A 24,600-nucleotide genomic window follows, 5' to 3' on the forward strand; every position below is an offset into this window, starting at 1 on the left:
CCTCTAAGTTTCGTTGGGGTTGTTTAATGTATGTTGATGAATTTTAAGGCATAACCCGACCGGAGGTCGGGTCTCCAAGTGAAGGAACCGCCCTACCAACCCAACAAAAACCCATGCTTCACCACCCCAAGCTCCAACCCCAAAAAATCCTCCCGAAAATTCGCTACCTCAACTTCCGTAAACTCCGGTTCCGTATGCGTAGTCGTCAGCACCACCACCGGGCAGCCGGCGTTGTTGGCGGCCTTTGCGCCCGTCACGCTATCCTCAAAAATGATGCAATCTTGTAAGCGGACGTTGATGCCATCGGCGGCTTGCTGGAAGACCTCTGGGTTGGGCTTGCCCTTACTGACCATGCCGGAGTGGACAATGTGGCCCATATACTTTCGAATACCCAAAGCATCGATCACAAATTCCGCGTTTTCCTTGGGGCCGGCCGTACCGACGGCCATGGGGATACCCAACTCTGCGGCCCGCTCGATGAACTCCAGGGTGCCGGGGACGATGTTCTCCTGAATTTCCTCGGCGAAGATCTCCCGGTAGGCAGCTTCCTTATCCCAGGCGATCTGGACGCGCTCCTCGTGGGTGAAACGGTCGCCGAAAAGGCGTTCGAGGATTTCCAGGTTAACGCCGTGGATCTCCTCTTTCACCCGTTCCAGGCTGTAATCCAAGCCCAGTTCCTTCAGCTTACGTTGCCACGCGCGGTGGTGGACCATCATGTTGTTGACGAGCGTTCCGTCGATGTCGAAGAGGAGGGCCTGGAAGGTGAGGTTCATGGGTTGGTAGTTTTGGCAAATGTAGGGAAGTCGGTTTTTTGAGTTACGAGGTGCAAGTATCGAGTTGCAAGTTGCGAGTTGAAAGTATCGAGTTGAAAGTTGCAAGTGAGGGTACTCGACACTCGCAACTTGATACTCTCCCACTCGCTACTTGACACTCGCAACTCGCAACTCTCTCACTGCAATAAAAGCCCTTACCTTTGCGTCCTTAAATACGACTAACCCCAACCACCCGATGCAGAAGTTTTTCCCCCTTGCCGGCCTGTTCGCCGTGTGTTTAGCTTTTGGCTGTAATAGCCAGAAAGTGGTGACCATGCCCGAAACGGAAGTCCGTGACCTCCCCGAAATGACCGTCACGCCGGAGGCCAATGGCGTCATCGACACCGAAGCCACCGAGCCGGAAATTGCCAACGAGCGGCCCCGCTACAACCCCGCCGCCACCCGCGTACACGATCTGCTGCACACCCGCCTGGACGTGCGTTTCGACTGGGAACAGGAAATGGTGATCGGCCGCGCCGTACTCACCCTGACACCCATCTTCAAGCCGAGCAAGGAGGTGACCATCGACGCCAAGAACTTCGATATTCTCCACATCAAAAATGGTGCGGACAAAGACTACGACTTCCGGTACACGGAGGATAAGCAGCAAGTGGTCGTTACCCTGGACCGCGAGTACAAGAAGGGGGAGAAATACGACCTCGTCTTCACCTACAAGGCCACCCCCGCCGAAAGTGGTGGCTCCGCCGCCATTACCTCGGATAAAGGACTCTTCTTCATCAACCCCCGCGGTGAAGAGGAAGGCAAACCCCGCCAGATCTGGACCCAGGGCGAGACCGAGCACAACAGCCGCTGGTTCCCCACCATCGATAAGCCAAACGAGCGGACGACCCAGGAGATGTACATCACCGTGGACCCGAAGTACAAGACCCTTTCCAACGGTAGCCTCATCAGCAGCACGAACAATGCGGACGGCACACGGACGGACTACTGGAAGATGGACCTACCCCACGCGCCCTACCTCTTCATGCTCGTCGTTGGTGAATTCGACATCGTAGAAGACCAGCCCTGGAACGGCAAGCCCGTCAACTACTACATGGAAGACGGCTGGAAGGACCACGCCAAGGACATCTACCCCTACACCCGCGAAATGCTGACCTTCTTCAGCGACCTGACCGGCGTAAGCTACCCCTGGCCCAAATACAGCCAGGTAGCCGTGCGCGACTACGTATCCGGCGCCATGGAAAACACCTCCGCCGTCATCTTTGGCGAATTCATGCACGGGACCAAGCGCGACCTCATCGACGTGGACCGCAACGAAAAGATCGTCGCCCACGAGATGTTCCACCACTGGTTCGGTGACTACGTGACCTGCGAAAGCTGGGCCAACCTGACCCTCAACGAAGGTTTCGCCAACTACAGCGAGTACCTCTGGATGGAAGAAAAACACGGCAAAGACGCCGCCGAAGCACACATGCTCGACGAGCGCGGCGGTTACTTCGGCAGCGTCCGCCGCGGCGACGCCCACGAACTCATCTTCTACGGCTACGAGTCGCAGGAAGATATGTTCGACGCCCACAGCTACAACAAGGGCGGCGCCGTCCTCCACATGCTGCGTAATTACGTGGGTGACGAAGCCTTCTTCGCCTCCATCGAAAAATACCTGACCGACAATCAGTACTCCGCCGTCGAGGTGGACGAGCTCCGGATGGCCTTTGAGGACACGATGGGCGAAGACCTCAACTGGTTCTTCGACCAGTGGTTCCTCTCCGCCGGCCACCCCGCCCTCAAGCTGGAAACCGACTACGCCGATGGGATGGTAAAACTGACCGTCGAGCAGGAGCAGGACACGGAAGGCAACGTGCCCGGCGTCTTCCGCCTCCCCACGCAGGTGGCTGTTTTGACGAACGGAAGTACCGTCCCCGCCATATACGACATTGTTGTGGACCAGCGCAAGCAGACTTTTACTTTCCCCTCTAGCGTGAAGCCGGACGTAGTGATCTTCGACCCCCAGCATACGATTCTGGCTAACTACAATTACATTAAGTCCACCGACGAGCTCGCCGCTCAGTTCAAGGGGGCCCAAAGTTACATCGACCGCCACCTGGTCGTCCAACGCCTTGGCCTGAAGGACGATGATGCCGCCAAAACAGCTACGCTGACGATGGCGCTGAAGGATCCTTTCTACGCCGTTCGCGCCCTCGCCATGGACGCCATCACGACGCCAAACGCGGAGCAACTGCGCCTTATCACGGAGATCGCCAAAAGCGACAGCCGGAGCAGCACCCGCGCGGCGGCCATCTCCATGCTCAGCGAAATGGAGGATGCCGATAAGGCAACCATCAAGATGATCGCCGAGCAGGCCATTCAGGCCCAGCCTTACCCGGTTGTAGCCGCCGGCCTCGGTGCCTTGGCCAACATCGATCCGAAGAGTGCCGTCCGGACCGCCGAGAAAATGGAGGCGCTGGATAACTCCACCATCGCCGCCGCCATCGCGGAACTATACGGTAAGGCCGGTGACCTCAACAAGCTGCCTTACTTCGAAGAGAAGATGAAGAAGGGTGAAGGTTTCGAGATCATCAACCTGATGAGCGCCTACCAGTCCCTCCTCAGCAAGGCCGACGACGCTAAGCGCAACGAAGGCGTGGCGGGCATGAAGGCCATGGCCCTCCTGCAGACGAGCAGCCCCTGGCGCCGCCTCGCCGCGACGGCCGCCCTCAACGATATGCGTGATGCCGCAAAAGAAGCCGGCAAAACAACCATCGCCGACGAGCTCAAAACCATGATCGACGAGATCAAGGCCGCCGAAACGGAGCCGCAGCTGAAGCAGATCTATGGCCGTTTTGGACAGTAGAGAGTAATGAGGTGCGAGTATCAAGTTGCAAGTGTCTACACTCGATACTTGCTACTTGTAACTCGCAACTCGCAACTCGCTACTAAATACTACCAGACTAAGAAACGCGTTTTACTCTCCACATCCCCGCCCCAAAACTGAATGAACAAACTCTTCCTTCCCCTCTTCGTCCTTCTTTATTTTACGGCGCTGCCGCAGGTGCAGGCACAGTTGCAGATGCGCGGTGTGGAAGTGGGCCCGTGGGTAGGGACGGCCGTTTACTTCGGTGACCTGAATACCGACTTTAAGCTGAACCGGCCCGGTTTGGCGGGAGGCATTGGCGCGCGGTACAACTTTAACCACCGGCTGGCCGTCAAAGCCAGCGTGAACTACGGGCGCATCGAGGCGTACGACAGCGACAGCGATAATCCCTTTGAGCTGAACCGCAACCTCAGCTTTCAGAATGACGTACTGGATGGCACCCTTCAGTTAGAATTCAACTTCCTCAACTACATCCACGGGCACCGGGAGTACTGGTTCACCCCTTACGCTTTCGCCGGTATCTCCGCCTTCACCCACAGCCCCAAGACCATCGCCGATGACGGCCGCACGGTCAGTTTGCGGGAACTCGGGACCGAAGGGCAAATGCGGGGTGATGAGTACGCCATCATCAATATGGCCGTGGCCGGCGGCGTCGGTTTCAAGTGGGACATCACCTACGAGATTAGTATGGACATTAGCGCCGGTATCCGCGCCGGCGGTACGGATTACCTTGACGACGTCAGTACCAGCTACCCAGACCGGTCCGACCTCTTACGCAACCGGGGCCGCGACGCCTTCGAGCTCTACGACCGCAGCCTGATGGTCAACCAGGAGGGAGAACGCATCGACCGCGCTGGCGAACAGCGGGGAGACGATACGGTGAAGGATGTCTACATCTTCGCTGGCTTCGGTGTCAATTACTACTTCGGCGACGTCCGCTGTCCGGGACTGGGTGGGAAGCGCCGCTAGGTCTCTGCCCGCTGACGGAGTAATCTTCGCTGGCCCTCCTATCTTTGGCCCATGGTTCAGCAGTATACGTTCACCCTTGCTGCCCGGCGGCGAGGTTACCATATTATTACGCGGGAAGTTCTGGAGCACCTAAGTGACTTGCCCGAGGCTGGTTTCTTGCACCTCTTCATCCAACACACTTCCGCGGCCATCACCATCAACGAGGCCGCTGACCCGGATGTGCTCGTCGATTTTGAATCGGTCTTCAACCACCTCGTTCCCGAGAACTTGCCCTTCCTCGTCCACACCATGGAAGGGCCGGACGATATGCCAGCACACATCAAAGCGGCGATGATTGGGCATAGTGTGACCATTCCCATCACAAAAGGCCGCCTTAACCTGGGAACCTGGCAGGGACTCTACCTCTGTGAGTTCCGGAACCGGGCTAGCGGGCGGCGCCTGGTCGCTACGGTTTACGGATAGGTCTAGCCTTCTAAGGGCGGCTCCTTGGTAATCACGTCGGGTAAAATGTAAGTACGGTAACCCTCCCGCGGGTCGATCAGCGTTGGGTAGTAGTCCGGCCCCACTAGTCGGCCACCAATCTTCTCGGCCGCCCGGGCTGACCGGTAGTTGCCGGCAGCAATATTTAGGCAGGCCTTTTTCCCCTGCGCGGTAAGGTGGGCCACCATCAAACTCTTCATTTCCCGGTTGGTACGGCCACCCCAGTACGCACGGGCGAGGACGGTCCAGCCAATCTCCACAATATCCGTGTGGGTGGGGAGCGGTTGGAAGCGGCTCGAGCCAATCACTTCTTCCGTATTAAGATCCTCTACGAGCAGACAGCCACCGGATTTAAGGGACTGCTCGAAAAACTCCGCGAATACCTCTGGTAGGTACCTTTTGGCCGGGTGCTGGTCCCAGATCAACGGATCATGGGTGACGGCGTAGAATGCCGCCCGGTCTTCGGCGCATAGCGGTCTCAGGCGAATGGTTTTGCCAGTCAGGGTTGGTTGGAGGTCCATAGTTTTTGATTACCGCACCTGGAAAAGGGCATTCCCAAACAACAACTTCCCCTCTTCCCAAAAACCCCGGTAAAGCGGATTGTCCACCAGGTAAATAACTTGCCCTGCACCCATGTCCTGCACGCCAAAGATCAGTGTCTCCTGGATGGCGGCCTTCGCCTCCGCACCGATGAATCCGGAAATGGTGGGGTTCGTCCGCACGCGGCCGGCGTTTACGCCCTTGTCGAGATAGTCGTAAGTATCGCTGCCGGTCTTCAGGCTGAAGTACTGGCTACCGATCCCAAAACTTAGGGGGTGGGTGTTGTCCAGTTCTACCTCCACCACGGCACCGGGGTTGTAGGTGCTAATGAAGCGGCGTTCACGGCCGGCGTAGGGGAGGAGGCGGTGGTCGCCCGGTGCGGCCTTTGCCTCGTCCGCAGCATCGTCTTCCTTTTTATCATCCTTACCACCCTTCTTTTTCAGGTCAAAGCCATCCATCTTTTGGAGGGAGGCATTGGCGCTGCCGATGGCAATTAGCTTGCCGCCGGCCTTGATCCAGGTTTGCAGCTCGTTCGCTACTTTGCCGAAGTCGTAACGCCCCTCCGGTAGTACCAGCACGTCGAAGTCACCACTGAGGACGTCATCCACGTCCTCCGGGCGGAAGACGCTGGCGGGGTAATCCAACTCCCGTTCAAAGTACCACCACACCTGTCCGAATTGGTTAGGGTCGACATTCTCACCGCCCAGGATGGCGACCTTAGGCTGACCTACCAGCCCATAACGGCCGTTTCCGAGGTCACCGCCTTTGGTGCTGAAGCCGGTCTGAAGCAGCTTGAGCATTACCCCGTGTTGTTCGGCCGCGCTATGCACCTTATTCACGTACTCTGCCGTGTTACGGTTATCCGCTTTCGTGATGATGATGGAGCCAGCGGGGTAATTGGCCTGGCCGAAGCTGAAATCGTTCCCCGCAGTTCTTACTTGAACCCCGTGCCGGGCTAGTTCGCCCAGGATAGCTACGGAAGTAACGTCCTCCCAGGGGATGACGATGGCGTAGGCGCTCGCCATCTCGGCTACGCTCGGTAAGCTAGGGGCTGCGACCGGTCCGAAAGGCTCGGTCTTCACATTGATCCGCGATTTACTCGCGTAGGCGTCCAACCCGTAGGCGAGGGGAACGGACCAGCCAGTAATGTCGTAAGTCACGGAATCCTCCACCGTCGCGTCCGGGTCAAAGAGTACCTGCGTCAGTACGGACCGCGGCTGGTAAGCGGAAACGATTAGATCACCTGCGGCTACTCTCGTGTCGGCCGTGGCGCCGGTCCGGTAGCTGTACATCCGGCCCGTATGCTTTCCCGTGGCCCGTCCGTAGTGGATCCCGTTGCGGTCCAGCAGCTCCCGCAGTCGGCGCATTTTTCCCGGAGCGGTGGTCCCCGGCACGACGTAGGTCACATAATCTCCCTGTGGCCCGGCCTGGCTATTCTTGAAGTAGCGGCGGAAGTTTTCGGTGATCCGGTCACTTTCGCGGCTGGCGATCTCAACGGTGCTCAGCGAGGTAGTGGTATGGTGCTCGATGCGGTCGCTCAGCGTCAGCGTATCTCCATTGGGTAGGTCGATGGCGCGCCCGGCCCGGCCGTGTCCGCCCTGTTCGTAGGTCATACCGATCGATCCGTTGAAGGTAGGGTAGGTGTCGCCGTAGCTCGGGTAGAGCAAATCGAAGCGTTCCCGCGTAAAGTAAAGCCAACCTTCCCGGTCGAAGTAGCTAGCGTGGTTCTTCCCGATCTCCGTCTGAAATTCACATTGCCAATCCGTGATGTATTCGTGAAAGGGCGCTGCCGCGGGTGCGAAGTAATAGGGGCTGGTGTACCCCTGCTCGTGAATATCGGCGTGAATGTGGGGCATCCACTCCTTGTAAAGGACCATCCGTTGGCGACTTTCTACCTGGGTCTGCCAGGCCCAGTCCCGGTTAAGGTCAAAAAGGTAGTGGTTGACGCGCCCGCCGGGCCAGGGCTCCCGGTGTTCCTTGGCGTTAGGGTTCGTATCCGGACGGCGGTTACTGACCTGCCGGTACCAATTGGTGTAGCGATTGTAGCCATCAGGATTGAGGCTGGGATCGATGAGCACAATGACGTTCTCCAGCCAGGCGAAAGTCCGTCGGTTAGTCGGGTCCACCAATTCGTGCAGTACCCGCATACTGGCTTCGGAGCCCGCCGCTTCGTTGCCGTGTACGCTGTAGGAAAGCCACACAATGGCGATGTCCTCGAGCTCCGGATCGACCTTCCCTTCCAGTAGACCCGCCGCCCGCAGATTGTTCTCTCGAATCGCATCAATGCGGGCAAGATTCTCCGGCGTACTGATGGTCGCCAAAAGCAGGGGCCGCCCCTCGTTCGATCGTCCGTATTCCTGCAGGGAGACGCGGTCACTCTTCTCCGTCACGTGCTCGAAGTAGTCGACCAATTGGTGATGGGCCGTAAAGGTTTCGCCCAAAGCATGCGGTAGGAACGCACTCGGCGAGGAGATGTCCTGAGCTGATACGAAGGAAGTAAGCAGAATTGATACAAGGAATAGCAGACTACGCATGGGATATATTTATCGAGCACCACAAGGTAAGACCTGCTCGTAGACCGTCCCATCACGGTGTATGGTAATAAGTCACCCCGACCGAACTACTTGGCATATAGCCCCGACGCCTCAATCTCTCTGGCCACCGCGTCAGGAACGAGGTAACGCGCACTCAATCCCTCCTTCAACGTTTTCCGGATGTAGGTGGCCGAGAGGTGCATCAGCGGTGCATCGTAGATGGTCACCCGCCCGTGGGTAGCCAAGTCCCCTGGTTCGTACCCCGGCCGGTTGTAAACGTGAATGTCGTAATCCCGCAGAATGATGTCGTGGTTTTTCCACTTGTGCAGCGTAGCTAAGTTGTCCGTACCCATGATGAGGGCAAATTCTCGGTCCGGGTACTTATCCCGCAGCACCGCTAAGGTGTCGATGGTGTAGGAGGGCTTCGGCATCGTGAACTCCACGTTGCTGGCCTTCAGATTTGGCGTGTCGCCGATGGCGAGTTCCACCAGGTGGAGGCGGTCGTGATCACGCGCCAGGCTGGCCCGTTCCTTGAACGGATTCTGGGGGCTGACGACCATCCAGACCTCCGTCATTTCCGTCTTCGTCGCCATGAAGTTGGCCAGGATCATGTGCCCGACGTGCACGGGGTTAAAGGAGCCGAAGAACAGGCCGATCTTACGTGTTGCCATAGGAGGGGTAGAATTCTAAGCGCTTGCGGGGAGTGTACAATCACGGAGTAAAAAGAACCCTTCGTTCCCCTTCTCCTGGTAGAGCGGCATGAGCAGATAACCATCCTCCGGGCTACGGATCTCGCCCCTTACGTCGCGGGCGATGACCGCCCCCTTCTCAACGGGTTGAAAGTTGACGTAACCCGGGTCCATTTGGAACCCATCCGATTGCGTGATGTGATGGACGTACACGAGGTCCGTCAAAAGAGGCAAGTTAGCCGCGGCTTCTTGCAGTAATTCATCGTGGTACGTTCGTACGTCTTCCGGCCGGACGCAGCCCAAAGCCCGGATCAAACTAAGGACGGCCGCCAGCGAGAGTTCAATGGACTCCGGATCCTGGTGCCCTCCCGCCTCGAAGGTGACGGCGCGGATGGGGAAATTGGTCTTAAAGTTGTTCCCCCGGAAGTAGTGCAGCGTCGTCCCCTGCAAACCACTCAGCATTCCCTTGATGACGGGGACGAACATACCCGCAGCCAGATCCAGACTAGGGCGATCGTCTCCGGTTATGGAGAAGATCCCCCCACTTGCGGTGGTAGTGTGGAGATCGATCAGGACGAGTTCACTCAGGGGCGCCTCCTCCACGGCGGTCTCGATGCAGGCCAGGAGCTCGTGGAGTTCCCGATCCTCGGAGGTGGCGAAGGACCGTTCCCCGTCCGGTGCGGGCCGCCAAATACGGTTGAGGTCGGTATCAATGTAGCGTACTCCCTGAGACAGTGCCTCCAAATTCCCCCGTAGGGCCAGCAATTCTCCACGAAAGGTGAAACCGGGATTGATGTCCGGTTCTTCCGCCAGGAGCTCAAACAGACGCTCCAGCGCCCGGACACCAGCTGGCTCATTACCGTGGATGCCCCCAATGGCCACGACGAGCGGGCCCGGTTCGCTACCGCGATAATGGCCAATTATTCGGCCGGGGAGAGCGTCTTGCATGCAGGGGGGATCTGTGTTTTGAGTGCTTAAATTAATCGCCGCAGGCTAAAAGTAAAAAGCGAGGGCGATAAACTGGCTGAGGAACCCAACGGTGTAACCCGTGTAGAGTTGAAAGTTATCGTGAGCCTTCAGCGCCAGACGCGCGGTACCCACCAGCCCGGCCAACAAAATCACGATCAGCGCCACCAACGGCACGCTGATGGAAAGGCTACCAATGTCAATACCTTCCCCCCGGAAGATCCAGGCGGAGATCATCGCCATTCCGGCCAGGCCGCCCATCCCGACGGCGTGGAGGCTGATCTTATCCATCACGTTGATCACGAAGGCCACCGCCAGACCAATGACTACCCCCAGCAAAAAGGCCGAGAAAATCGTAGGCGTCTGCGGCTCCTGGCTGAGGTTGTAGTAGATCCAGAAGTAGATGATCATGACCATCAGCAGGGGGCCGATCCGCTCCATCTTATCCTCCATCATAATGCTACTCACCATGTTGAGGAGTCGCATGATGATAATGGAAATCACCGGGATGACGGCCGTGTACAGCACCATCATCAGCAGCGTGAGCAGCGTCCGCTCGCTCCCAAAATCGTTGCTGCCAAAGAGAAAGGGCTTGATCATCACCAACAGCAAGAACATGTAGGTCGGCACGAACAGTGGGTGGAAGATTCCACTCACGATCAGTGCCCACAGAGGGCCAGGTAATTTTTTGCTGGGCTGGGTAGCAAGGGTCATAAATCAAAGGTAGCGTTTTGCCGGCCGGTGTTGCGTTTACCGGAACAGCCGGAAAGTCGTCCGACGGTTCTGTTCCCGGCCCGCAGGGGTGTCGTTGCCGGCAACGGGTCGCGCTTCGCCGTAGCCAAGCGTTGAGATGCGGGATGCTTCAATCATTTTTTCCCTCACGAGGTACTCCTTTACGGCTGCCGCGCGCCGTTGGGATAGCTCCAGGTTATCGGTCTCTTCCCCCACGTCATCGGTGTGGCCCGCCAATTCTACCCGGAGTTCAGGGCTGGATTGTAACGTGGCTGCGAGGCGGTCCAGTTCGGCGAAGGAGACCGGGAGGAGGTCCGCGCTACCGGAGGTAAAGAGGACGTTTTTGAAGGCGATCGAGCCATCCGTCTCGTTGGTCTCCACCGTTTCCACTTCACTGATTTTACTCAGGGCAATCTTGACCAGAAGCGGGTCGTTGGCAGTTCGCCCTTCGGCTACCGTGAAGCGTTCGGAAGCAAATAAGTAACCTTCCCGGTCGACGGTAAACGCGTACTCCGCCCCGGCGGGCAGTACGGTGAGAAAGCGCCCCCGTTCGTCCGTACTGCGCACCTGCGGCAGCGCCTGATCATCCAGTGCCTGAATGCTGACTTCCGCTACGAGTGGCTGGCCGGTTTCCGCTTCAATCACTTCCGCAGCTACATAAGTTGCCGGGCGCGGCCGCAGGTGCGGTGGAAGTGGGAAAGACCAAACGTCGATCTGAATGGCCTCCGTCGTTTCATCGTAGTAACGCTTACTGAAATAGGCTTCCGTAGCTTCGAGCGGGATGAACATATTGGTCTCATTAGCCGCCGTATTGATGGGGTAGCCAAGGTTCTGAGGTGGGGAAAAACGGTTGTCAGCACCCAGTTTGGTGACGAAAAGATCGTCCCCACCAAGGCCAGGGTGGCCGTCACTGGTAAAGTAAAGCGACCGCCCGTCCGCCGCCCAGAAAGGATACTGCTCGTTGCCCTCAGTGTTGAGGGCCGTCAGCGGACCGGGTTTGGACCAACCGCCGTCCGGAAGGCGCGCGCTGATGTAGAGATCCGCTCCGCCGGTGCCACCGGGTCGTTTGCTAGTGAAAACGAGGTAACGGCCGTCCGCGCTTAGCGAGGGTTGCGATTCGTAGTAGTCCGTGTTGATGCCAAATGACTGGATGGCCGTGCCTGCCGTAAACTGACCCTCGCGACGGGTGCTCTCGTACAGGTCGCAGCCTTCGCGCGGGCCCGGCTGGTTGCAGCTGGCGTAGACGAAATAATTGCCGTCGGCGGAAACGGACTGTGCCCCTTCGTCGTACTCCGTATTGATGCCGGGAAGGGGAGTGGCTTCGCTCCAGGAGCCATCCGGCTGCCGGTCGCTCACGTAGAAATCTTCCTGCCTTTTCTTGACGCGGCGGGTAAAGATGAGCTGCTGCCCGTCCGTACTCAGGGTAGGGTGGTACTCAAAACTTTCCTTAGTGTTGACGCCTCCCACGACCGGTGCGGGTGAGAAGTCGACGGGGTTGCGGGCAATACTGTCCGCAATAATTGCCCGGCGGAGCAAGGTTTTTGCCTTGGCAAGTTGCTGTTCGCTACGCCCCTTCGTTTCCTGGTAGGAGAGATACTGCCGGTACGCATCGAGGGCGCCGGAGAAATCACCCGCCAGGCTGAGTACGGACCCTAATTCAGCGTACGGCCTCCCCTTGGGGTCGGGGGTGACGCTGATGCCCTTGCGAATATCCGCGGCGGCGGCTGTGTACTGACGCCGTCCCTTCTTGGCCAGAGAACGGAGGTAGTAAAGTTGCTCATTGTCCGGCTGCTTTTCGATCAACGGGTTGAGTTTGCCGATCGCAGCGGACCATTCCTGAGCGTCGAGATCCATCCGGGCGGCAGCCAGTTGTTGGGTCTCCTTTTTGTTGAAGGTGTTGCTTCCTCGCTGCGCCGTTGCGCAACTGCTAAGGGTGAGGAGTAGGAAAAGGTAGAGAGGGAGGCGCATGGTGGGGTTTGATGTCCGCGAATTTTTGCTTTAACGCCAGCGCCTGGGAAGTTGTTACCGGTTGGACGAAAGGGAGGTCTCCAAGCCGAGAAAGCCCCGCACGGAGTTTCCGGGCGGGGCTTTTCTAGGCCAGTATCTTCAGGCGGTGGATAGTAGCAGAAGCTGTTTAGATGGCCAGGGCCACAGCTTTAGGTTGTTCCACCGCGGGGCTAAAATCCTTGCCCGCGAGTTTGAACTGTTCGGCTGCCTTTTCCTTATGGCCTCCCTTTTCCAGGGCTTTGCCGTATTCGTGGTGGATTCGGGCAACCTCCGGTGCTTTAGCGTCTTCGGGAGCTACCAGTGCGTGCGCGAACGCCTTGTAAGCTTCGTCGAGGCGGTTAGCGTCAGTGAGTAGCTTGGCAAATTCGAAGCTTACCCGCCGATCGTAGCGTTCCAGCGTGGCGATTCGTTGCTTACGCTTGAAGAACATGTTGAAGACCCGCAGGGCATCATTGGGCCGGCCCAATTTAGTGTAAGCATCACCGAGACCAACCTGTGCTTGCCAGTAGATGGGCTGGTAGGGGATGCTGTTCTTCGTCACGGCCTCAAAATCTTCCGCTGCTTCCGCCCATTGTTGTTTGCGCACGTGAACAATGCCGCGCCCGTAGTGGGCTTCTGGCATCCGCGGGTTGATCTTCAGGCTCTTGTTGTAATCGTAAAGCGCGTCATCGATGTTATTAAGGCTGAGGTTGGTGAAACCGCGGCGTTCGTAAGCCTGCGCGTGGTTGGCGAAGCGTTTGAGGACCTTGTCCATCATTTTGATGGCTTCGGCCTGTTGGTCATTCTGCTCAATGAGTTCCCGGCCCTTATTAAAGATCTGGACGGTAGTGCGCTCCGCCTTTGGTTCCAAGAGGTGGTGAGCTTCCATCTTACCCGCATTCAGTACCCACATGTTGAGGCTGCCGGCAATGCTGAATTCTACTACCCGTTGCAGGAGATTGAGCGTATTCAACCACTGGCGTTTGCTGCCAATCTTCACCGTGCGGGGCACTACGAAGGAATTCTCCTCTTCGATAAAGTGGCCCTCTGCCTTCAGCATGATGTCGTCCTTATAGAAATGTTCCATCCGGTGGACGTACTGATCGTGCACTTGTTTGAAAACGGATTCCTTACCGAACTCCAGTTGGCCCGCGATAATCACTTTGTATTCGATTGACATTTCTATTAGTGGTTTACTACGTTTTTGGAACTGAAAACTAGCGGCGGGGCCGGCCAGGCACAAGGAGAGGCTACCGACGCAAATGCCACCGTAAGGAAACGATGCGCGTCAGCCATAAAAAAGGCCGGCTCGAAGGAACCGACGGATACAGTAAGTCGAAAAGTGGATGCCTGGAAACCGCCTACTTGGTGAATACCAACAATCGCGGGATTACAAAAATGCACAGATTCGGAATGATTTCCTAGCCATTGAGATGCTAATTTTTGTTGAGCCCCTTTTTATAGCGGTTAACGCGGCTTTATTGTTTACTCGCTGCGTCAATACAAATAAAAAGGGCTGCCCGCTAGCGTTTAGCGGACAGCCCTTTGAGCGTGATAACCAACGGTTTAGTTAATGTTCACACGTTGCGTTGGCTCGGAAGCTACGGGGATTACAACCCGGTTCTCACGGAGCGTCTCACCCACTGGGCGGCTTTCACCGAAACCAATCATGGTCAGCTTGCTGGAAGAAGCGCCTTTTTCAGCAGCGTAGTCCTTAGCGGAGCTGGCACGACGCTCAGAAAGCGCTTGGTTGTACTCGTCGGATGCGCGGCGGTCAGCGTGGCCTTCGAAGCGGATGGAGAAGTTGCTAGCACCCGGCAGGGCGAGGAAGCGGTCAATCTCTTCGATGATCATGCGGTCGGGGCGGTCGAGGCGGGATACGTCCGTGGGGAAGTAAATGCGGTCGATGTCGATCGTGCCGATTGCTTCGTTGAGGCGGATGTAGGAGAAGTCCTGCCCTTCAAGGAGGGTACGGTAGCGAGCGATACGCTCGTTGAGGTTCTCGGGGCGGTCCGTGATCTTTGGAACGGGGCAACCGTTGCGCGAAGCGGGGCCAGCCTCGTTGGGGCACTCGTCGTCTTTGTCGGCGATGCCGTCACCGTCACTGTCAGGGCAGCCATTGGTGCCGCGGGGGCCAGCTTCTGCGGGGCAGTCGTCGTCAGCATCAGCGATGCCGTCACCGTCGCCGTCGGGGCAACCCATGGTAGCACGTGGTCCTGCTTCGGTTGGGCACTTGTCGTCGCCGTCTGCGATGCCGTCGCCATCAGCGTCGGGGCAACCGCCGAGGGCAGCTAGGCCAGCTTCGGTTGGGCACTTGTCGTCGATGTCAGCAATGCCGTCGCCGTCACCATCGGGGCAACCCTTCAGGGTAGCGAGGCCGGCGGTCTGTGGGCAGCGGTCATCTTTGTCAGCTACGCCGTCACCGTCCGTGTCGGGGCAACCCATGGTAGATTCGGGGCCGGGCTCGTTGGGGCAGGCGTCATCTTCATCAGCGATGCCGTCTTTGTCAGTGTCTTTCTTACCGAAGCCGGTAGAGAACGTGAGACCGGTAAGTACGTAAGCATCGTCATCATCAGGGTTGGCGGAAGCGGAGACACCATCGATCAGGTCAGAACCCGTCATGCGGTAGGTTACGTCGAGGCCGAGGGAAGACTTCTCGCTGAGGTAGTACTTGAGGCCAGCACCAAGGGGAATGACAACGCCACCGTTGTCGTCTTCCTGGTCCTGAATATCCTGCGCGATTCTTGCGTTGGTACGGCCGTTGTAGTCTGTATCTACGTCACCCCAAATGCCGTAAGCGACACCTGCACCTACGTAAGGAGAGAGGATTTTCTTGAAACCGTCGTCACCAAAACGCTTTGCAGCGAAGGGTTCGAACTCGAGCATCAGGCCGGGCTCGATGACGGAGGTGTTGGAGGTGAAACCACGGCGGGCGTTGTCACCTTCCGTTTCGTCACTTTCGAGGCTAGCGTACATCAAGTGAGCTTTCAGGGCAAGCACTTTACCGATACGGCGGCGCACGTTAATATTGGCGCCGAAGCTGGGCTGATTGAGGATAACGATATCTGGATCAATAAGGTCACCGGCCATGGAGGCGGTACCGACCTTTAACCCGATTTCCCAAGGGTAAGGATTGCTGGACTGTGCGGAAAGGGATACACAGGAGAGCATGACTAAAGCAAGGAGTAAGTGCTTATACATGTGCGCTGAATTTGGCAAGTGAAATATAGATTTTTAGGATAGGTGGGGTTTCCCACTAACGTATGTACTATCGTAAATAGCCGAACGGATGTTCGTTTACAAACGATACTAAGACGCAATTTTAGGAATAATTACGCTAGACAGGTCTAAACCAGCCTAACATTCTCACCTAAACACCCATTTTTCACGGTATTTGCACTATTTCCTTCCCTACCGGCGGTGAAATTTCACCAAATGGCCCGGCTCGGCCTCATTATAAAGCTCAAGAATCAGCTGCCCCCGTTGTCCACCGGAATTGGGGAAGAGAATCTTAATCGGGTTATGCACGTACCCATCTTCCCCAAATAAACTCAATTGGTGGCGTAGCTTCGGAGGCAAGCGGAACTGCTTCAGCTCGGCCACGTCCGCCGGTAATGGTAAACCCCGATATCCCTGTTCTTCCAGGAAAGTGACGATCAGTGCGTAGGTCCGGTCTAGCCGGCCGGCGGCGAAAGAAATGCGGTAGCAGTAGCCATCCGAAGTGCCACCCTCCGCGACGGGACCCGCGGCGGGGAAGTTGTACCTTAGGCCATCCTTGACGAGGCGTAAGCCACCTGCGTTGGAATGTATTTTCACTTCGTCCAATTCCTCTACGTCGGAGGCAGATATACCGGACGGAGCGGCGGCCGATAAATTTGGTGCTTCCGTTTCCTCACGAAGGGTGGAGGACCGGAAATTAGCGATGAAGACCGGGCGCCTGGGGGTAGAGGATTTCAGGCTTTTGCCCATCTTTCGTTGCTTTTAGTGAGTACTTAAAACAAATATACAGTTTGTTGCGACAATCCCCCCTTCACGAACTCTTTTCTACTCAGGTACCCGCCTACGCCGCCGGGCCAGATGGTTTGCTGACGGTTCCTTACTTAGTCCGGCTACTACAGGAAGCAGCCATGCGTAATACGGTACGGCTAAAGATCAGCTCACCTGAGTTGATGGAGGCGGAGGGCTTATCCTGGATCCTACGGCAGCAACGCATTACCATCCAAAGGTGGCCGCGAATGAACGAAGCCATCGATATTTTGACGGCCCCCACCGGGTTTGCCCGGGGCCTGTTGACTTACCGGGACTTCCACGTGCTGGACGCTAACGATCAACCCATCATATCCACCGTTTCGGAATGGTTATTGATGGACGTCGGCTCCCGCAAACTGCGGCCGATCCCCGACCGTATTCTTGCCCTACAATCCGACTTAGCACCCGCGGCAGCGCACCTTGAGCGGCCGAAGATCAAACTGCACAACCCAACCGTGGTGGATAATTCTACAACGACAAAGGTGAGCTACGGGATGCTGGATTTTAATGGCCACCTGACGAACCCCGTATTCCCCGAATTGATGTTGGAGCCACTCGGAGATACGTTCCTAAGTAATAGAAAGGCGACGGAAATCACCATCTTCTTCCAGGCCGAAGCGCGGTACGGAGATGAACTAACGGCGGAAATCGGAGCGGGCAGAGACGGTGGCACCGCGCACTGCCTCAAGCGCGGCGAAGAAACACTGGCGCGGATGCTGACGAAGTGGGACGCCTAGAAGGGATAGTTAAGTTTACAACGCAAAGTTGTTCCCGAAGAAGTAATCCAGCGCGGCCTTGCTGGCGTCTCCGGATTCGTAACCGGCGTAGAATGCTTTGATGCGTTGCTCGGAGCTGCCGTGGGTGAAGCTATCGGGCACTACGTAGCCCTGGCTCTGTTTCTGAATCTTGTCATCCCCAATAGCCGAGGCGGCGCGCAGGGCTTCTTCGATATCCCCTTCGCTGAGCAGATCAGTACGGTCGGCGTAGTGGGCCCAGACGCCCGCCAAGTAGTCGGCCTGAAGTTCAAGCCGAACGGACATCGCGTTGGCATCCTTCTTAGCCAACCGGCGGCGCGCCTGGCTGACCTGCTGGCTGTAGCCGAGTTGGTTCTGAATGTGGTGGCCCACCTCGTGCGCAACGACGTAGGCAAGAGCGAAATCACCCGGCGCCTTAAAGCGTTGGCGGAGGAGATCTGCAAAGGAAAGGTCGATGTAAACCTGCTGGTCCGCGGGGCAATAGAAAGGACCAGTGGCCGCGCTGGCGAAACCACAGGCGGAACGGTCCTGACCGGTAAAGAGCACGAGCGTGGGCTCCTGGTAGCGCCGGTTGTATTCCTGGGGGAATAGTTGGCTCCAGATCTTCTCCGTTTCGCGGAGGGTAACGCCGACGATGCGGGCGTTTGGATCACTATCGTCCACCAGGCCACCCGTACTAGGGCCGGAAGCGGAAGGGGCGGTGACCGTTCCACCGCCATTGCTGACGCCGAGAAACTCGCCCGGATCACCGCCCAGGAGCATGACGATGATCGCGATGATGATGGAACCGAGCCCGATGCCACCGGCGGTCTTCGTGCCACGGCTCATGCCACCACGGCTGCGGCCGCCACGGCGGTCATCAATATTTCTACTGGATTCTCTTCCTTCGAGTTTCATGAGGATTGTTTGCTTGGGGTAAATATAACTGGTCGCCGACTGAAGACGGCCAGGCCATGCTTTAAGCTCGGAACGGTTGGGGCGCGATGATCTATTTGGCGCCGTCCTGCAGGGCGAACACCTTGCGAAGCAGTTCGGAGGTGCGGGCACCAATGTTCTCGCGGATGTTTAACTCCTCGACGGCAATCTTGCGGAAGAGCCCTTCGAGCGCTTGCTCGGTGACGTAACCACCCAGGTCCGTGTTGACGGGTTGGCGGGTGAGGGGGAAGTTGTTGTAGGCATTAGCGGCGTCGCCCCAGACTTTATTAGCATCGTACTTGTCCAGGGAGTTATTGATCACCGGGCTGAATTCGTTGTAGAGCGCATTGTAAGTGGCCCGCTGGAGAAAAGAAGTTGCCGCATTGTCCTCTCCCTTAAGGATGGACATCGCATCCTGGATGGTCATTTGGCGGATGGCGTCTACGAAAATGGGGCCAGCTTTGCTCGCGGCATCCTCCGCACCCTGGTTGATCTTGCGGAGGATCACCTCCTCCAGGTTATTGAAGCCGGGAACGTTTTGCAGTTTACCCGTGACCTTGCGTACTTCCTCGGGTAGTAGGATGCGGTAGGCCGTATCGTTGAAGTACCCTCCCTCCTGGCTCAATTCGGAGGCTCCCCGCTCGACACCCTTGCGCAATGCTTCTTTGAGGCCGGCACCGATATCTTCGGAGCTCAGGCCACCCGCCAGTACGGTATTCAGCGTCTGGTTGATCTGCTGCGAGGTGCAGGCAAGAAAAAAGAAGGGGAGGCAGAGGAGCGTGAGGTGGCGTAGCATAGCAGGTTTATTTAACAGAAGAAAGCGATTAAGGCGCGCGGTTGTTTTGTTCAGGTGGCCGCTTAGCTTTTTAATAAGGAATCCGGTGGCCAGTGGATAAGGGGACTATTTGGGGTCATCCGGCCCAAAATCGAAGTCCAGCGCATCAAAATCGGGTAGGGAATCCATGTCGAAATCGTCGGGCAATTCGAAATCCTCCAGGTGGAAATCGTCGTCGGAAACGGCGTGGCCGGCTTCGTCCCCAAAGGCCTCGTCGTCCCATTCAAAGTTATCCTCCACGACCAACTCGGCGGGAAGGGCCGGTGGTGGTGGGGTAGGGGGATCAAAGGTCTGCTGAGGAAGCACCGGCCGGGGTTTGAGTGGTGCACCCGTCATGGTGCCCCCACCGGTACGGCTGGCGAAGGGCCCATCCTTATCGTAATGCGGCTCGTAATTGTCCTCAAAGGTGCGCGGTTCACCCAGGCCACCGCCGTAGCCAGCGGTAGCGGTGACTTCGACTTCAACCCAGGAAGCGGCGACTTTGCCCCCCAGCGGCGGGTTCAGCTTATGGAGGCGGAGCTTGACCTTATCCACGTTGTCGAACTGTTCGGCAATCCGGGCCGCCATGCGGTAAGCCAGTGCCTCCAGTAACTGGGTGGGGCGTTTCATTTCAGCCTTTAGCAAGTAGTGGATGGTGGCGTAGTTGACGGTCTGGCCCAGATCGTCCTGGCTGGCGGCTCCACCGATGCGGGCGTCCACCTCAACGTCGATGCTGAACTCGTTGCCCATGTAGTGTTCCTCCTCGAAGAAACCGTGGGGGGCGTGGATCCGTACGTCCTTCAAACCGATCTTAGCATTCATCGCCGTACAATTTACGGGGCGGGCCTGCGAAAACGGCCTACCTCCACCGGGCGCAAGATACTGCCCGGCCGGAGAAGTTGGCGGGGCCTTAGTTCATCACGTGCGGGAAGGACTGGCCCACCGCAACCTGGGCGGCTCCCGGCCGTTATGGTACGTATTCAAATCTTACTTAAGCGCATCACTGATGACCAGCTACTTCGTCGGGGCCGTTGCCGCCGCCATTATTTACTACATCGGCCGGGAGGTCGTCGGCTCTTTCGCCCACCCCTCGGATGGCGACCTGGTCAAGTACTGGAACGGTGACCTGAAGCGGTCCGACGCCAAAGCTTTCCGCCGGGTCAGTGAGCACCTGGCTACCTGTACGGATTGTCGAGATCGGCTCGACGAGGTACGTAACACCCACGCCGGCCCCGGAGCCGCCGATCCAATGATCAATCGCCGCTACTGACCCTACCCAGCCTCTTTCTCTTCGCATTTCAACCCCTACCCATGAGTGCTCCCCTTACCGTCGATGACCACCAGATCGTTACCCTCACCTACGAAGTCCGGGACGGTGGCCCCAGCGGCCCCCTGCTCGAACGGATGGACGTCAACTACCCCTTCGTCTTCATGTTCGGGGTCGGTAAAATGCTACCCGCCTGGGAGCGGCGCATCTTCGGGCTGAAGTCCGGCATGGGCTTCAGTTTCCAACTCGCGCCCCAGGATGCCTACGGGGTGCCGAACAAGCAGCACATCCTGAAAATGCCATTGAATCTTTTTAAAAATGAGCGGGAGCAGATCGAGCCCGGGCTACTTGTAGAAGGGCAATTCGTCACCCTCACGGATGCCGACGGCAAAGCCGTTAACGCCAAGATCCTGAAGTGGGACGACGAGGAAGTTACGCTGGACGCTAACCACGCCCTGGCCGGTAAGACCCTCTTCTTCTCCGGGGCCATCCTCAACGTGCGGAAGCCTACCGTGGACGAGCTCATCCAGAAGCGCTACATCGATTTGGGTGGGGTGCACCGGACTTAAGGCTCAGGATGCGTCCTTATATTATGGTAGGCCTATTCCGGGCTAAAGTCCAATTCTCGTAATTGCAGCAAGCTGTCCTGCAGTAAGCTATCCTGCAACAGACTGTCCCGCAACAGCGTGTCGAACCGAATTTCGAAGGGGAATAATGGCCTTAAGGGTAATGGTGCGGAAAGTTCCTTCGCCGGCGGCTCTCCCGGCCTGCGCGGGCGGGGTGGCCGGCCTTCGATCCGTTTCATGCGGCGGGCCCGTTGGATGAGTAGCGAATCCGCCCGTAGCTGGGCTTGGCGCATCACTTCTTCTCGGCAGTCGTCCTCGATCCGGGCGATGAGGCGGCCCACCCTTTCCTCGAAGAGTTGCTGGATGTAGGCACTACTATCAGTATTGCGCTCCTTACACGCCGCCAGGCTGGCCACGATTATGACTAGGGTTAGGATGCGGTACTTCACTGGCCACGGAGTTCAGGCATCCGCGCCCGCATCCGGGCTTCTTCTTCCAGACGGCGCTGCACGATGCTGTCGGTAGCTACGGCGACGCGGTCGGGTGTCTCTTCTACGCAGTTGGCCTTCAGGATGGGCCGGAGGCTGTCCATGTAGGCCACGATCCGGGTATCGAGCACGCTGCGCTCGGCCATCGTGAGGCGGATGTTGACTTTCGTCTCCGTCGGTTCACAGGCAAGCAGCGAGCAGATGATGGTCAGCAGTAGAAGCAGCCTCGATGGCACGGCGTAGATAGGTTTAAGGTAGGTAAGGCGCAAATAGGTTGCTGCGATCAGACACCAAACTGCGTCAGGTGGTGGTCCAGGTGTTTGTAGTAGAGCGTGCTCCATTCCTGCGCCGTAAGAGGGCCAAATGAAGGGCTGGGTTTGCCTTCATGAGCCGTCTTACCTTCCTGCTGCACCCGGTTGAGGTAGCTGATGAGGCGGGCTTTTTCCTTGCCAAAATCCCGCTCGTCCGTGATCAGGAACGCCGGAGCCGTGCGGCTGTTTTTCTCGTAGGGTTTGGGCCCAACCACGGCGGGTTTCACGAACTTTTTCAGAAACCACCCCATCAGGAAATTCGGCTTGGGGGGTGGGTTGTCGTAAGTCTGTTCGTAAGCTACGTTTACGTGGGCCAGCATTTGGCCGACGTTCATTTTGCCCCATCCCGGCTGAGTGTCAGGGCTTAATTTCTCTACCCGGTCAATCAAGCTCTGGGTAACGGCTGGTTCAAAAACTGAGGGGTACGTCATAATCGAAATTTAGCTGGCTACAAATATACGTGGGCCAATCCCGAAGACCAGCAGTGCTGTTCTTTAACAACAATTCATCGGCCTCGTTGTCTAAATCTAGGACTTATCAGCGGCGGGCCTCATGCTCTGCTACTTTAGTATTACCCAGCTCCTTTCACTCACCTGCGTTTCACATGACCATTCGCCAACGGTACAATACCAACTATGACCTTACGAATTGCGACGCAGAGCCGCTACGCTTCATGCGTAGTTGCCAGGACCACATCGCCATGCTGGTCCTGTACGCCGATTCGCTGCAGATCAAAGCTTACTCAGAAAACGTTCCGAGCAAATTCGGCCTGCCCGCCAATCAGCTTTTGGGCGCTGACGCAGGTGCCGTGCTGGGGAAGGATATCGTAGCCACCCTCCGGCAATTAGGTGACGTAGCGGACATCTCCACCCACATGCCACTGGAATGGCTACGCGTTGGGAAGGACGGCGAAACGGTTAGCCGGGAGAACGTAGTCGTCAACCGGGAAGGGGAACTCCTCATCGTGGAGATCGAACCCAGCGATCCTTCCTTTGCCTCGACGGCCTTCCTGATGAAGATCGATAAGGCGATGGCCCGCATCCAATCCAGCGTAGAGCGAGGGAACGACATTTTCAATACCGTAGTAACGGAAGTCCGGGGCCTAACGGGATATCACCGGGTCTATCTCTACAAATTTGATGAGCAGTATAACGGGCAGATCATCGCCGAGAACCGCGCCGAGGGGGTGACCTCCTTTCTCCATCTCCGCTACCCGCATACGGATATCCCCAAGCAGGCGCGGGAACTGTACGTCCGCCAACAGATTCGCCAGGTGGCCAGCACCCGCGAAGATTCGGATTACCTCCTGATCTCGGATGATAACCAACCCATTAATCTCAGTTTGGCCAACGCCCGGGGCGTTTCCCCTATCCACCAGGAGTACTTACGGAACATGGGCGTGGGGGCGAGTATGAGCATCGCCGTTACCGTTAATAATAAACTGTGGGGCCTCATCGCCTGCCACCACCACGCGGACCGGTTCATCGATTACCGCCTCCGCCAATTACTCGGCTTCTTCGGTCGGCTACTTTCCGGCCACCTGGCACTGCACCAGGGGAGTTCCTACCAGCGGAGCGTCCTGAACAGTAGCCTCACGCGAGCGCGGTTGGTGGAAAAGATGAACGAGAGTAGCGACCTCGTCACTCCAATGACGGAAGGAAGCCGCCACCTACTGGAATTGATGAACGCTAACGGCGCCGCCCTCATCCTGGACGAACGGGTGATTCTTCTCGGCGAGAGCCCCACGGAAGCCGAAGTTCGTAACCTCTTACCCCTGATCGAGGAACTGGATGAGAACATCTACGCTACGGATTCCCTACACGCAAAATTCCCCCCGGCCAAGGAATTTCATACCGCCCCCGCCGGGCTGGTCAGTATCCGGCTTACGAAATCACCCGGTGAGTACGTGATGTGGTTCCGGCCCGAGATCGTCACCACCCTAACCTGGGGTGGGAAGCCGGAGGACCGCAAGATCATTGAGGAAGGCCGGGTGCGTTTACATCCGGAACTTTCCTTTAATAGCTACTCCGAAACGAAACGGGGCGTCAGCGAGCCCTGGCAACAATTTGAGTTGGACAACGCCCTGGCGCTCCGGAACGATATTAAGGAGGTCATCCTGGTCAAGTACCAGGAGATGCGCAAGGTCAATAACCAATTGGTCAACGCCTACGAAGAGTTGGAGAGCTTCAGCTATACCGTCAGCCACGATCTGCGCGCCCCCCTGCGCCACATCCGCGGATACGCCGAAATTCTGGACGAAGACTACGGGGATAAGCTCGACGAATACGGCCAGCGCGCTCTGGAGGTTATCGTCAATAGCGTGAACCGAATGAATGATTTCATTGATGGGATCCTAGCTTTCTCCCGCCTGGGGCAGGGCCGGATCTCGCTGGACGAAGTCAACCTGGAAAGCCTGATCACCCGCGCCTTTGATGGCACTCCTGACCACGAACTGGTCAGCCTGACGCTGGACTTGCAACAACCTAGCCTTCACGCGAACGGCGCGCTGCTGGGTCAGCTCTTTCAAAATTTGATCGGTAACTCCATTAAGTACCGGCGGACCAACGTTGACGCCACCATCTTCATCCGGAGCTGGGAGGAGAACGGTAACTTGAAAATTGAGGTTGCCGATAACGGTATCGGTTTCGACATGAAGTACGCTGAGCAGATCTTCGCCGTATTCAATCGCCTCGTCCCCGAAGAGGAGTACGAGGGCACGGGGGTCGGTTTGGCCATTGTCCAACGGATCGTAGAAAAGCACCGTGGCAACATCAGCGTCGATAGTAAAGTGGGTGAAGGGACCGCCTTTACGATCAGCATTCCCCTGGATCTATTGACGCAGGAACAAAAGAAAATCGAAACGGGTGCTTAAACACGTATCGCAAGTGTAAAGGGTGTTCAAAATCATTAAAGG

General features: G+C 57.2%; 23 protein-coding genes. 7 read left to right on the forward strand and 16 right to left on the reverse strand.

Translation table 11 applies throughout. The features are described 5' to 3' along the window. Nucleotides 1–92 precede the first annotated feature (92 nt). Nucleotides 93–773, reverse strand: a complete 681-nt coding sequence (locus A3850_RS01710; protein ID WP_068213490.1) for an HAD family phosphatase — start codon at nt 771–773, stop codon at nt 93–95. Between the two features lie 235 nt (nt 774–1,008). On the opposite strand from A3850_RS01710, the gene A3850_RS01715 reads away from it, so the two are divergent. The 3 genes from A3850_RS01715 to A3850_RS01725 all read left to right on the forward strand — a co-directional run bounded on the left by A3850_RS01715 (nt 1,009) and on the right by A3850_RS01725 (nt 5,076). Then, a complete protein-coding gene (locus tag A3850_RS01715) occupies nt 1,009–3,624 on the forward strand; it encodes a M1 family metallopeptidase (RefSeq protein ID WP_068213492.1) in 2,616 nt (871 codons plus the stop codon). 141 nt (nt 3,625–3,765) lie between these two features. Next, a complete protein-coding gene (locus A3850_RS01720; protein ID WP_076639913.1) occupies nt 3,766–4,614 on the forward strand; it encodes a DUF6089 family protein in 849 nt (282 codons plus the stop codon). A 51-nt stretch (nt 4,615–4,665) separates the two neighbouring features. Further along, nucleotides 4,666–5,076, forward strand: a complete 411-nt coding sequence (locus A3850_RS01725; protein WP_068213496.1) for a secondary thiamine-phosphate synthase enzyme YjbQ — start codon at nt 4,666–4,668, stop codon at nt 5,074–5,076. Nucleotides 5,077–5,078: 2 nt separating this feature from the next. Here A3850_RS01725 and A3850_RS01730 read toward each other — a convergent pair whose 3' ends face one another. The 9 genes from A3850_RS01730 to A3850_RS20275 all read right to left on the reverse strand — a co-directional run bounded on the left by A3850_RS01730 (nt 5,079) and on the right by A3850_RS20275 (nt 16,510). After that, nucleotides 5,079–5,615, reverse strand: a complete 537-nt coding sequence (locus A3850_RS01730; RefSeq protein WP_068213499.1) for a GNAT family N-acetyltransferase — start codon at nt 5,613–5,615, stop codon at nt 5,079–5,081. 9 nt (nt 5,616–5,624) lie between these two features. Continuing rightward, nucleotides 5,625–8,168 (reverse strand): M14 metallopeptidase family protein, encoded by a 2,544-nt coding sequence (locus tag A3850_RS01735; protein ID WP_068213502.1) that lies wholly within the window; start codon nt 8,166–8,168, stop codon nt 5,625–5,627. An 86-nt stretch (nt 8,169–8,254) separates the two neighbouring features. Beyond that, complete coding sequence (nadD, locus tag A3850_RS01740; RefSeq protein ID WP_068213505.1) at nt 8,255–8,839, reverse strand: nicotinate (nicotinamide) nucleotide adenylyltransferase; 585 nt, start codon at nt 8,837–8,839, stop codon at nt 8,255–8,257. Between the two features lie 15 nt (nt 8,840–8,854). Then, nucleotides 8,855–9,805 carry a succinylglutamate desuccinylase/aspartoacylase family protein gene (locus A3850_RS01745; RefSeq protein ID WP_068213508.1) on the reverse strand — a complete coding sequence of 317 codons (951 nt, stop codon included), beginning with the start codon at nt 9,803–9,805 and terminating at the stop codon, nt 8,855–8,857. 45 nt (nt 9,806–9,850) lie between these two features. Continuing rightward, nucleotides 9,851–10,537 (reverse strand): hypothetical protein, encoded by a 687-nt coding sequence (locus tag A3850_RS01750; protein ID WP_082921559.1) that lies wholly within the window; start codon nt 10,535–10,537, stop codon nt 9,851–9,853. Nucleotides 10,538–10,573: 36 nt separating this feature from the next. Then, nucleotides 10,574–12,523: an OmpA family protein gene (locus tag A3850_RS01755; RefSeq protein WP_068213512.1), complete on the reverse strand. Its 1,950-nt coding sequence runs from the start codon at nt 12,521–12,523 to the stop codon at nt 10,574–10,576. Nucleotides 12,524–12,689: 166 nt separating this feature from the next. Beyond that, on the reverse strand, nt 12,690–13,721 hold the full coding sequence (locus tag A3850_RS01760) for a tetratricopeptide repeat protein (RefSeq protein WP_068213515.1): 1,032 nt from the start codon (nt 13,719–13,721) through the stop codon (nt 12,690–12,692). 386 nt (nt 13,722–14,107) lie between these two features. After that, on the reverse strand, nt 14,108–15,742 hold the full coding sequence (locus A3850_RS01765; protein WP_068213518.1) for a DUF6089 family protein: 1,635 nt from the start codon (nt 15,740–15,742) through the stop codon (nt 14,108–14,110). A 210-nt stretch (nt 15,743–15,952) separates the two neighbouring features. Beyond that, entirely contained in the window at nt 15,953–16,510 is a 558-nt protein-coding gene (locus tag A3850_RS20275; RefSeq protein WP_197493964.1) for a hypothetical protein, read from the reverse strand. Nucleotides 16,511–16,554: 44 nt separating this feature from the next. Between A3850_RS20275 and A3850_RS01775 the strand changes: the two genes are divergently transcribed. Continuing rightward, a complete protein-coding gene (locus A3850_RS01775) occupies nt 16,555–17,307 on the forward strand; it encodes an acyl-[acyl-carrier-protein] thioesterase (RefSeq protein WP_197493965.1) in 753 nt (250 codons plus the stop codon). Between the two features lie 15 nt (nt 17,308–17,322). Here A3850_RS01775 and A3850_RS01780 read toward each other — a convergent pair whose 3' ends face one another. The 3 genes from A3850_RS01780 to folB all read right to left on the reverse strand — a co-directional run bounded on the left by A3850_RS01780 (nt 17,323) and on the right by folB (nt 19,876). After that, the gene (locus A3850_RS01780) at nt 17,323–18,222 is read right to left on the reverse strand and encodes a neutral zinc metallopeptidase (protein WP_068213525.1); all 900 of its coding nucleotides are present in this window, start codon (nt 18,220–18,222) and stop codon (nt 17,323–17,325) included. A 91-nt stretch (nt 18,223–18,313) separates the two neighbouring features. Continuing rightward, nucleotides 18,314–19,036 carry a DUF4197 domain-containing protein gene (locus A3850_RS01785; RefSeq protein WP_068213527.1) on the reverse strand — a complete coding sequence of 241 codons (723 nt, stop codon included), beginning with the start codon at nt 19,034–19,036 and terminating at the stop codon, nt 18,314–18,316. A 105-nt stretch (nt 19,037–19,141) separates the two neighbouring features. Beyond that, nucleotides 19,142–19,876, reverse strand: a complete 735-nt coding sequence (gene folB / locus A3850_RS01790; protein ID WP_068213530.1) for a dihydroneopterin aldolase — start codon at nt 19,874–19,876, stop codon at nt 19,142–19,144. Between the two features lie 184 nt (nt 19,877–20,060). On the opposite strand from folB, the gene A3850_RS01795 reads away from it, so the two are divergent. Both A3850_RS01795 and A3850_RS01800 read left to right on the forward strand, forming a co-directional pair. Continuing rightward, nucleotides 20,061–20,324: a hypothetical protein gene (locus A3850_RS01795; RefSeq protein ID WP_068213533.1), complete on the forward strand. Its 264-nt coding sequence runs from the start codon at nt 20,061–20,063 to the stop codon at nt 20,322–20,324. A gap of 41 nt (nt 20,325–20,365) precedes the next feature. After that, nucleotides 20,366–20,890, forward strand: coding sequence for a peptidylprolyl isomerase (locus tag A3850_RS01800; protein WP_068213536.1), 525 nt, complete (start codon nt 20,366–20,368; stop codon nt 20,888–20,890). Nucleotides 20,891–20,922: 32 nt separating this feature from the next. Here the strand turns inward: A3850_RS01800 and A3850_RS01805 are convergent, their stop codons facing one another. The 3 genes from A3850_RS01805 to A3850_RS01815 are packed head-to-tail and all read right to left on the reverse strand — an operon-like array spanning nt 20,923 to nt 22,117. Continuing rightward, nucleotides 20,923–21,336, reverse strand: a complete 414-nt coding sequence (locus A3850_RS01805; protein WP_068213539.1) for a hypothetical protein — start codon at nt 21,334–21,336, stop codon at nt 20,923–20,925. Continuing rightward, nucleotides 21,333–21,611: a hypothetical protein gene (locus A3850_RS01810; RefSeq protein ID WP_157500817.1), complete on the reverse strand. Its 279-nt coding sequence runs from the start codon at nt 21,609–21,611 to the stop codon at nt 21,333–21,335. Before A3850_RS01810 ends, A3850_RS01805 begins: the two co-directional genes overlap by 4 nt. Before the next feature lie 47 nt (nt 21,612–21,658). Continuing rightward, on the reverse strand, nt 21,659–22,117 hold the full coding sequence (locus A3850_RS01815; RefSeq protein WP_068213546.1) for a DUF1569 domain-containing protein: 459 nt from the start codon (nt 22,115–22,117) through the stop codon (nt 21,659–21,661). A gap of 173 nt (nt 22,118–22,290) precedes the next feature. Between A3850_RS01815 and A3850_RS01820 the strand changes: the two genes are divergently transcribed. After that, nucleotides 22,291–24,558: an ATP-binding protein gene (locus A3850_RS01820; protein WP_068213548.1), complete on the forward strand. Its 2,268-nt coding sequence runs from the start codon at nt 22,291–22,293 to the stop codon at nt 24,556–24,558. Nucleotides 24,559–24,600: the final 42 nt, after the last annotated feature.

The sequence above is a fragment of the Lewinella sp. 4G2 genome, assembly GCF_001625015.1.
In the GTDB taxonomy this organism is placed as follows: Bacteria; Bacteroidota; Bacteroidia; order Chitinophagales; family Saprospiraceae; genus Neolewinella.